The 8,737-nt window shown below is 62.0% G+C and carries 7 protein-coding genes and 2 pseudogenes; 3 read left to right on the forward strand and 6 right to left on the reverse strand.

Annotated elements, in window-relative coordinates; translation table 11 throughout:
* Nucleotides 1–5: 5 nt before the first annotated feature.
* From BLQ74_RS18295 to hemJ, 3 genes are all read right to left on the reverse strand, one after another.
* Nucleotides 6–1,103 (reverse strand): DUF805 domain-containing protein, encoded by a 1,098-nt coding sequence (locus BLQ74_RS18295; RefSeq protein ID WP_090264786.1) that lies wholly within the window; start codon nt 1,101–1,103, stop codon nt 6–8.
* A 103-nt stretch (nt 1,104–1,206) separates the two neighbouring features.
* Nucleotides 1,207–2,175, reverse strand: coding sequence for an NAD(P)H-dependent flavin oxidoreductase (locus BLQ74_RS18300; protein ID WP_090264788.1), 969 nt, complete (start codon nt 2,173–2,175; stop codon nt 1,207–1,209).
* 18 nt (nt 2,176–2,193) lie between these two features.
* Complete coding sequence (hemJ, locus tag BLQ74_RS18305; protein WP_090264791.1) at nt 2,194–2,619, reverse strand: protoporphyrinogen oxidase HemJ; 426 nt, start codon at nt 2,617–2,619, stop codon at nt 2,194–2,196.
* A gap of 250 nt (nt 2,620–2,869) precedes the next feature.
* Here hemJ and argC point away from each other — a divergent pair, with 250 nt between their 5' ends.
* Nucleotides 2,870–3,904 (forward strand): N-acetyl-gamma-glutamyl-phosphate reductase, encoded by a 1,035-nt coding sequence (argC, locus tag BLQ74_RS18310; protein ID WP_090264793.1) that lies wholly within the window; start codon nt 2,870–2,872, stop codon nt 3,902–3,904.
* Nucleotides 3,905–4,049: 145 nt separating this feature from the next.
* Nucleotides 4,050–4,400, forward strand: coding sequence for an iron-sulfur cluster insertion protein ErpA (erpA, locus tag BLQ74_RS18315; RefSeq protein WP_090264795.1), 351 nt, complete (start codon nt 4,050–4,052; stop codon nt 4,398–4,400).
* A gap of 57 nt (nt 4,401–4,457) precedes the next feature.
* On the opposite strand, the gene BLQ74_RS18320 is transcribed toward erpA, so the two are convergent.
* Nucleotides 4,458–5,546, reverse strand: a complete 1,089-nt coding sequence (locus BLQ74_RS18320; RefSeq protein WP_090264797.1) for an anhydro-N-acetylmuramic acid kinase — start codon at nt 5,544–5,546, stop codon at nt 4,458–4,460.
* A gap of 3 nt (nt 5,547–5,549) precedes the next feature.
* Nucleotides 5,550–6,993 (reverse strand): annotated as a pseudogene (locus BLQ74_RS18325) (peptidoglycan DD-metalloendopeptidase family protein).
* Between the two features lie 186 nt (nt 6,994–7,179).
* On the opposite strand from BLQ74_RS18325, the gene tyrS reads away from it, so the two are divergent.
* Nucleotides 7,180–8,379, forward strand: coding sequence for a tyrosine--tRNA ligase (gene tyrS, locus BLQ74_RS18330; RefSeq protein WP_090264799.1), 1,200 nt, complete (start codon nt 7,180–7,182; stop codon nt 8,377–8,379).
* Between the two features lie 163 nt (nt 8,380–8,542).
* Here the strand turns inward: tyrS and BLQ74_RS27580 are convergent.
* Nucleotides 8,543–8,737 (reverse strand): annotated as a pseudogene (locus BLQ74_RS27580) (hypothetical protein); the annotation flags it as partial.

Here is an 8,737-nt window from a genome sequence, read left to right on the forward strand (position 1 = left end):
GTGGGCTATTGCTGGGCGCCGTCGCTTTCTTCGGCTGCGGGCGCGGAACTGTTGTCGGATTCCTCGTCGCTTTGCTCCTCGGTCGGAGCGCTGGCGCTGTCGGCTCCCAGGGACTGGCCGTAGGATGACGCATGGGCGCGTTCGACGTAGCCCTGGTAGGCGGGAATGGCGATCGCGGCGAGGATACCGACAATGGGGACCAGGACGGTTGCCCAGGCCAGCGCCACGACGCCACGGCCATTCGCTGGCGGTGGCGGGCCGTAACGGTTGGAGCCAACGGTGCCAGGCACCAGCAGCATCAGCAGGGCCATCACGCTGCCGATCACCGGAACGAAGTTGAGCAGCCACAGCCAACCGGACCAGCCGATATCGTGCAGGCGCTGAATGCCGAAGAAGATGCTGACGGCAACCATGCCGACGCAGACCGCGGTGGCCAGAAGCATGCCCACTGTCGTCGAGACGGCGAAGAGTGCGGCGATGACCGCGAATACCGGAAGCAGCAACAGCATCAGGCCCATGCTCCAGCCCAGGTAGCGCACACGGCCGATCCGCCCTTGGGCGCTGAAATACTTGAGCTCGCCGTATTCGGGCAGGGGCTCGCCGACTTGCGCTTGGGGTGTTGCGTAGGGCGACTGCGCCGGCGCGGACGGCGGGGTAGTTGCGGGCTGGTTGGCGGCCAGTTCGGCCTGGCGTGCCAGGTATTTCTCGATGATGATGCCGCAGGCGCTGCATTCGCTGGACTGGGCCTGCTCATGACCGCATTTCGGGCAGGTCATGCGCGCGTCGCTGCTGCCTTGTCCTGCCGACCGGCTGGCGAGGGTTTCCGCGCTGGGGTGATCCTCGGTTTCCACCAGCGACAGACTGGCGGCCTGTTCGACTTCCTTGCGCGCATTGGCGCCGGCTTGCTGCAGTACGCCCAGGTACTTGTCGGCCTCGTCCGCGGAAAGCCCTCGCTTGAGCACCACGGTCTGTCCACTGAACAGTGCCTCGATGCGTTCGAGGTCGCTCTTGAACAGGCGCGCGAGGTTTTCCTTGGCGACTTCCAACGGTGTCTGCGGCATCAGCGCGCCGTCGAAGACGATCTTGAAGCGGGTTTGATCCATCGAGAGGCATCCTTGTCGGTTGATCGGTTATATACAGGCGAATACAGCGTAATTGGCGTGCCACGCCGCAACAAGACGGAGGCCGCTGTTTTGCGACCTGCCTTCAGGGGCGCAGGCGGGTGGGGAACATGCTGCTGCGCTGCAAGGCTTCGCGGTATTCCTGGTCGAGGCGCGCGACCAGATCATCCACCGCCGGCAGGTCATGGATGTTTCCTACGCCCTGGCCGGCCGACCAGACGGTTTTCCAGGCCTTCGCCTCATCGCTGACCGGCTTGAGTTTGTCGCCGTAATTGATGTCGGCCTTGTCGGTCAGGCGCTTCATGTCGAAACCGGCGGCCTCGAGGCTCTGCCGCATGAAGCTGGCGGGCACGCCGGACACCGCCGGGGTGTGGACGATGTCGGCGGCGCGGGCCTCCAGCAGCATCTTCTTGTAGGCACTGGAGGCATTGCTTTCACGGGTGGCGATGAAACGGGTGCCCAGGTAGGCGAGGTCGGCGCCGAGAACCTGGGCGGCAAGGATTTCATGGCCATGGTTGATGCAGCCGGCCAGCAGCAGCGTCTTGTCGAAGAACTGGCAGATTTCCGCGACCAACGCGAAGGGACTCCAGGTCCCCGCATGGCCGCCGGCGCCGGCGGCCACGGCGATGAGCCCGTCGACACCGGCCTCGGCGGCCTTCTCGGCGTGGCGGCGGGTGGTCACGTCATGGAATACCAGGCCGCCATAGCCATGCACGGCGTCGACGACCTCGCGCACCGCGCCCAGGCTGGTGATGACGATGGGCACGCGGTGCTCGACGCAGAGGGTCAGGTCTGCCTGCAGGCGCGGATTGCTATGGTGGACGATGAGGTTCACCGCGTAGGGCGCGGCTTCGGGAGTCGCCGCCAGGCCGGCTTCGATCTCTTCCAGCCAGGCCTTGAAGCCACTGCTCTCGCGTTGGTTCAACGCCGGGAAGCTGCCGACTATGCCGCTCCTGCAGCAGGCCAGCACCAGTTGCGGGTTGGACACCAGGAACATGGGCGCGGCCACCAGCGGCACGCGCAAACGACGGTCGAGCAGGGCAGGCAGGGACATGGCAGGGCTCCTAGGGGCTCAGAAGGGTTTGATCACCACCAGAATGACGATGGCCAGCAGGAACAGCACCGGAACTTCATTGAACCAACGGTAGAACTGGTGCGTGCGCTGGTTTTCGCCGCGGGCGAAGCGCTTGAGCATGGCGCCGCAGGCATGGTGGTAGCCGATCAGCAGCACCACCAGGGTCAGCTTGGCGTGCAGCCAGCCTTGGCTCAGCCAGGCGGGATTGAGGTAGAGCATCCAGGCGCCGAGCACCAGGGTCAGGACCATGGATGGCAGCATGATGCCTCGATACAGCTTGCGCTCCATGATGCAGAAACGCTCGCGGCTGACCTGGTCCTCGCTCATGGCGTGGTAGACGAACAGGCGCGGCAGATAGAACAGGCCGGCGAACCAGCAGATCACGGCAATGATGTGGAAGGCCTTCAGCCACAGGTAAAGCATCGACAGCTCCTTGTATCGGGGGTGCGCTGATAGTAGTGGGGCTACCGATGGGCGTCATCCCCGCGTTAGCGCGTCCTGTAGCCTGGCCGCCCACGGGCCGGATGCTGTCGTTCGGGCTTGCCGAAGGCTTCGCGCCCCGGCCCGCCGCCAGACGGAGCGCCGATACGCCTTGATCGGCCTGTTCAGGCCGGGCGCGCGCTCTTATCATTGGCCGCTCTGAGTGAGCCCCATATGGCGGAGTGACGGATAGATGATCAAGGTCGGTATCGTAGGTGGTACGGGTTATACGGGGGTGGAGTTGCTGCGTCTGCTCGCCCAGCATCCCGAAGCGCGCGTCGAGGTGATTACCTCTCGCTCCGAGGAAGGCGTGAAAGTCGCCGATATGTACCCGAACCTGCGAGGCCATTACGACTACCTGTCCTTCAGCGTACCGGACGTCCAGCGTCTGGGCGCTTGCGACGTGGTGTTCTTCGCTACGCCGCATGGCGTCGCCCATGCCCTGGCCGGTGAACTGCTGGCTACCGGCACCCGGGTGATCGACCTGTCCGCGGACTTCCGCCTGCAGGATGCCGACGAGTGGGCCAAGTGGTATGGCCAGCCCCACGGCGCACCCGAACTGCTGCCCGAGGCTGTCTATGGCCTGCCGGAAGTGAATCGCGAAGCGATCAAATCGGCGCGCCTGATCGCGGTTCCGGGGTGCTACCCGACCGCCACCCAACTGGGCTTGATCCCGCTGCTGGAGGCTGGTCTGGCCGACACCTCGCGCCTGATCGCTGACTGCAAGTCGGGTGTCAGCGGCGCGGGGCGCGGTGCCAAGGTTGGCTCGCTGTTCTGCGAAGCCGGCGAAAGCATGATGGCCTACTCGGTCAAGGGGCACCGCCACCTACCGGAGATCAGCCAGGGGCTGCGCCGTGCGGCGAAAGGCGAGGTCGGGTTGACCTTCGTTCCACACCTGACGCCGATGATCCGTGGCATCCACGCCACCCTTTACGCCCAGGTCGCCGACCGCGGTGTGGACCTGCAGAAGCTGTTCGAGGAGCGTTACGCCAACGAGCCGTTCGTCGACGTGATGCCGGCCGGCAGCCACCCGGAAACCCGTAGCGTGCGTGGCGCCAACGTCTGCCGCATCGCCGTGCACCGGCCGCAAGGCGGTGATTTGGTGGTGGTCCTGTCGGTGATCGACAATCTGGTCAAAGGCGCGTCCGGCCAGGCGATCCAGAACATGAACATCCTCTTCGGCCTGGACGAACGCCTCGGGCTGTCCAACGTCGCGCTGCTGCCCTGATCCAACCGGGGTTCTCTCGGGAGCCCCGCTTATCGGTAGAGCATTTGGCTAAAGGATGAGCCAGCTAAGTTGACCATTTTTCTCGGGTAAGCGGATAATAGCCCGCAATGTTGTAACGTTCGGCTTTGCCGGGAGAGTTGTCGCCATGACCATCGAGACCTTCACCCCCACCCCGCTGATCTTTTCCCCCGGGGCCGCGACCAAGGTGAAGACGCTGATAGACGAAGAAGGCAATCCGCGCCTGAAGTTGCGCGTCTTCGTGACCGGCGGCGGTTGTTCGGGCTTCCAGTACGGTTTCACCTTCGACGAAGACACCAGCGACGATGACACCGTGGTGGAGCGCGATGGCGTCAGCCTGGTGGTCGATCCCATGAGCTTCCAGTATCTGGCCGGCGCCGAGGTCGACTACCAGGAAGGCCTCGAAGGTTCCCGTTTCGTGATCAAGAATCCCAACGCTGCGACCACCTGTGGTTGTGGTCAGTCGTTCTCGATCTGACGGGCTGTACAGCAAAACGCCGCGCTTATGCGCGGCGTTTGCATTTCTGCTCCGGTGTCAGGCGGGGTAGAGCGCGCCCAGTATGCGAACGCCGGAGGCGCCGGTGACCTCGGGGCAATTGCCAGGTTGCCGTTCCAGGAATCGGTGTGCCAGCCAGGCGAACGCCATGGCTTCCATCCATTCCGGTGCGACGCCGCAAGCGGCCGTACTGGCAACGTGAGCGCGGGGAAGGTACGCGGCCAGGCGAGCCATCAGTGCAGCATTGAACGCGCCACCGCCGCACACCAGTACTTCCTCGCAGCCTGGCTGGGCATGCAACAGAGACTCCGCGATGCTGCGCGCGCTTAGCTCCAGCAAGGTTGCCTGTACGTCTGCCGCGGGCAAGTGCGGAGTCTCCTTGAGCATGGCTTGCAGCCAGGTCAGGTTGAAGCGCTCGCGGCCGGTGCTTTTCGGACCGCGTGCCGCAAAGAAGTCGTCGGCCAGGAAGCGCGTGAGCAAGTCTGCATTGACCTGGCCACTGGCCGCCCAGGCGCCGTCGCGATCGAAGGCCTCGCCACGCTGGTGCTGAATCCAACTGTCCAGCAGCACATTGCCAGGCCCGCAGTCGAAGCCACGCACCGGCTCACCTGGCGCGAGCAGCGAAACATTACTGAACCCGCCGATGTTGAGGATCGCCCGCTGCCGTTCGTTACCGAACAGTGCTTGGTGGAACGCTGGAACCAGCGGAGCGCCTTGACCACCTGCGGCGACATCGCGACGGCGGAAGTCGGCGACCACGTCGATGCCCGTCAGCTCGGCGAGCAAGGCAGGATTGTCGATCTGCACCGTGAAACCGCGTTGCGGCTCGTGGCGCACGGTCTGGCCGTGACTGCCGATGGCGCGAATCTTCGAGATCGGCAACTGCTGGCGCTCTAGCAACTCGGCAATGCCTTGGGCGGCCAGTCGTACCCATTCATTCTCGGCGCAGGCGGCGCGAGCGATTTCATCCGGGCCGGACGCGCACAGGGCAAGCAGTTCGGCGCGCAGGGCGCTGGGCATGGGAATGTAGTGGTGGGCGAGCAGGGTGGTGGTGTCACCCTGCTCGATCAGAGCGATGTCCAGTCCATCGAGGCTGGTGCCGGACATCACTCCCAGATACAGCGGCATGGTTCAGTGCTGCTGCTTGTTCATGGCCAGGACGCTCGTCTTTTCCTGGTCCATGCGGGCGATAAGCGGTTGGGTCTGGGCCATGAACCGCTTGCGATCGGCCCCGGCAAGCGGATCGGCCATTGGCAGTTTGGCGCTCAACGGATCGACATACTCGCCGTTCACATGGAATTCGTAGTGCAGGTGCGGGCCGGTGGCCAGGCCGGTCATACCGACGAAACCGATGATCTGCCCCTGCTTGACCGCGACGCCATTGCGTATGCCATTGGCGAAGCGGCTCATGTGGCCATAAACGGTGGTATAGGTCGACCCGTGCTGGATCACCACGGCATTGCCGTACCCGCCTTTGCGCCCGGCCTCGATCACCTTGCCATCACCGGTCGCCTTGATCGGCGTGCCGATGGGGGCTGCGTAGTCGACGCCTTTGTGTGCACGAATCTTGTTCAGGATCGGATGCAAACGCCCCATGGAGAAGCGCGAGCTGATGCGGGCGAAATCCACCGGGGTGCGGATGAATGCCTTGCGCATACTAGTGCCGTCGGCCCGGTAGTAGGCGGTATTGCCAGTCTTGTTGGTGTAGCGAACGGCGGTGTATTCCTTGCCGCGGTTCACGAAGCGCGCGGCGAGAATGGCGCCGGTACCGACTTGGCGACCATTGACCTTCTGTTGTTCGTACACCACGTCGAACTGGTCGCCTTCGCGCAGATCGAGGGCGAAGTCGATGTCGTAACCGAAGATGTTGGCCAGCGCCATGATGAGATCGTGGGACAGCCCGGCTTCCTTCCCGGCAGTGAACAAGGAGCTGTCGATACGGCCATGGGCATAGGCCGTGTGCATCTCCGGCTTGGTCAGGTCACGTTTGAACACGTAGCCCTTGCCGTTCTTGCTCAGGCTGATGGTTTCCAGGTCGCTCTGCTTGATGCGCAGCGCCTGCAGTTCGCCCTTGGCGCTGAGCAGGAACTCGACCGTGTGGCCGACATCCAGGCGCGTGAACTGTTTGGCGTCCTTGTTGTTGGCCAATACATCGTGGACGAGCGCGGCTGGCAGACCCGCCTTGGCGAACAGGGTGGACAGGGTATCCCCTTTGCCCACGGTTACGCTTTTCCAGGCCGGTTCGGCTGGAGCGGAGGGGGGGGCTGTCTTTGGATTCGCTGAGCTCTTTATTCTTATCCGCGTCTTTTCCGGCGCTGTTGTTCTCGGGTTGACCTTCGATTTGTGCGAAGGGAGAGTCATTGCTCTCGGTGACCGGCGCGCGTCGCAGGTCGTCTTTTTCCTGAATGATGCGGTCGGTACCGCCTTCCAGCTCCAGATTGAGCGTGGTCTTCTTCGCCTCGACTTCACTCGAGGGGAACACCAGCAGAGCCAGGCTAAGGAGCGCGGCTACACCACTGGCAGCCAGCAAATGGCTCTTCGGGTAGTAGGGCGCTTTCTGATTCGATTGCGTCATGGCGTGAGTGGTGTTTTTGGAATGTGAAATAACTGCCTAAAATATAACCAAATTTACCCTGAGGCAAGCGCGCATTATAAGGCTTGCCGACTCGTCCGGCAGGGGTGGGCAAAACTTGTTTTTAGTGCCCGATCTTGTATGGTTGGTTCCTTTTTTGATTTGCCGGAAACGGGACAGGAACCTGCAATGAAGTCGGTCGAAGAGCAGCTGGCGCTGATCAAGCGTGGTGCGGATGAAATTCTTGTAGAGGCAGAGCTGGTCGCGAAGCTCAAGCGCGGCCAACCCCTGCGAATCAAGGCAGGCTTCGATCCGACGGCCCCGGACCTTCATCTGGGGCATACCGTGCTTATTAATAAGCTGCGTCAGTTCCAGGATCTTGGGCATCAGGTGATCTTCCTCATCGGCGATTTCACCGGGATGATTGGCGACCCCAGCGGGAAAAGCGTTACCCGGCCTCCGCTGACGCGGGAACAGGTCTTGGAGAACGCGGAAACCTACAAGGCTCAGGTTTTCAAGATCCTCGATCCGGCGAAGACTGAAGTAGCCTTCAATTCCACCTGGATGGATCAGTTGACGCCGGCAGATTTCATCCGCCTTGCCTCTCAGTACACCGTTGCGCGCATGCTCGAGCGTGATGACTTCAGCAAGCGTTATGCCAGCAACCAGTCGATCGCCATTCATGAGTTCCTCTATCCCCTGGTTCAGGGCTATGACTCGGTAGCGCTGCGCGCCGATGTCGAGCTGGGCGGAACCGATCAGAAGTTCAACCTGCTGATGGGGCGTGAGTTGCAGCGCGCCTACGACCAGGAGCCTCAGGTCATTCTGACCATGCCGTTGCTGGAAGGGTTGGATGGCGTCAAGAAGATGTCCAAATCGCTCGGTAACTACATTGGCATCCAAGAAGCGCCGGGCGTCATGTACGGCAAACTGGTTTCCATTCCTGACTCGTTGATGTGGCGTTACTTTGAGTTGCTCAGCTTCCGTTCCATGGAGGAGATCGAGGGCTTCAAGTGCGATGTCGAGGCTGGCGCTAATCCGCGTGACATCAAGATCAAGCTGGCGGAAGAGATCGTTGCTCGCTTCCATGGTGAGGAGGCAGCTGCAAGTGCGTATAAATCTGCCGGGAATCGCTTGAAGGATGGTGAGTTGCCCGAGGATCTGCCGGAGGTTGAAGTGGCGGCTTCCGAAGACTTGCCCATCAGTGCGGTCCTGAATCGGGCGGGGCTGGTCAAAAACTCCGCCGTGGCTCGTGACCTGCTGGCCTCCGGCGGGGTGCGTATCGATGGGCAGGTGGTGGACCGCAGTTTCGTCTTCAAACTGGGTGCGACCCATGTTTGTCAGGCAGGCAAAAAAGCCTTTGCCCGAGTCGCCCTGGTGGCTGAGTGAAGATTCTTTCAGAAATGCGTTGACGGGGGATTTTGAGTCCCTATAATGCGCACCACTCTCAGCGAGAAGGCGATAAAAGAGCTTGAAAATCAAGCACTTACAGCTTTCGAAGTTGAGGGTGGTGATCTGGCGAGCGGGTTCGCTTGCTTTCTTCGGTTGGTTGCTACGGCACACTGAAGGCGATCATCGAGGTGCTTGACAGTGAGTTTGATCGCTGTAGAATGCGCCTCCCGCTGATGAGAAGGTTGAATTCTCGGAAGCGCAAGCGGTTGAGTAGAAAAGAAAATTTTCGAAAATAGCGCTTGACGGAACGAGAGGTTGCTGTAGAATGCGCGGCCTCGGTTGAGACGAAAGCCTT

Origin of the sequence: Pseudomonas panipatensis (assembly GCF_900099785.1) — a bacterium.
Classification (GTDB): Bacteria; Pseudomonadota; Gammaproteobacteria; order Pseudomonadales; family Pseudomonadaceae; genus Pseudomonas; species Pseudomonas panipatensis.

Excerpts from the sequence above, each read along its gene's own strand:
- erpA (WP_090264795.1), top strand. The coding sequence starts at position 4,050 with ATGACCATCGAGACCTTCACCCCCACCCCGCTGATCTTTTCCCCCGGG.
- BLQ74_RS18320 (WP_090264797.1), bottom strand. The coding sequence starts at position 5,546 with ATGCCGCTGTATCTGGGAGTGATGTCCGGCACCAGCCTCGATGGACTG.
- BLQ74_RS18295 (WP_090264786.1), bottom strand. The coding sequence starts at position 1,103 with ATGGATCAAACCCGCTTCAAGATCGTCTTCGACGGCGCGCTGATGCCG.
- hemJ (WP_090264791.1), bottom strand. The coding sequence starts at position 2,619 with ATGCTTTACCTGTGGCTGAAGGCCTTCCACATCATTGCCGTGATCTGC.
- argC (WP_090264793.1), top strand. The coding sequence starts at position 2,870 with ATGATCAAGGTCGGTATCGTAGGTGGTACGGGTTATACGGGGGTGGAG.
- tyrS (WP_090264799.1), top strand. The coding sequence starts at position 7,180 with ATGAAGTCGGTCGAAGAGCAGCTGGCGCTGATCAAGCGTGGTGCGGAT.
- BLQ74_RS18300 (WP_090264788.1), bottom strand. The coding sequence starts at position 2,175 with ATGTCCCTGCCTGCCCTGCTCGACCGTCGTTTGCGCGTGCCGCTGGTG.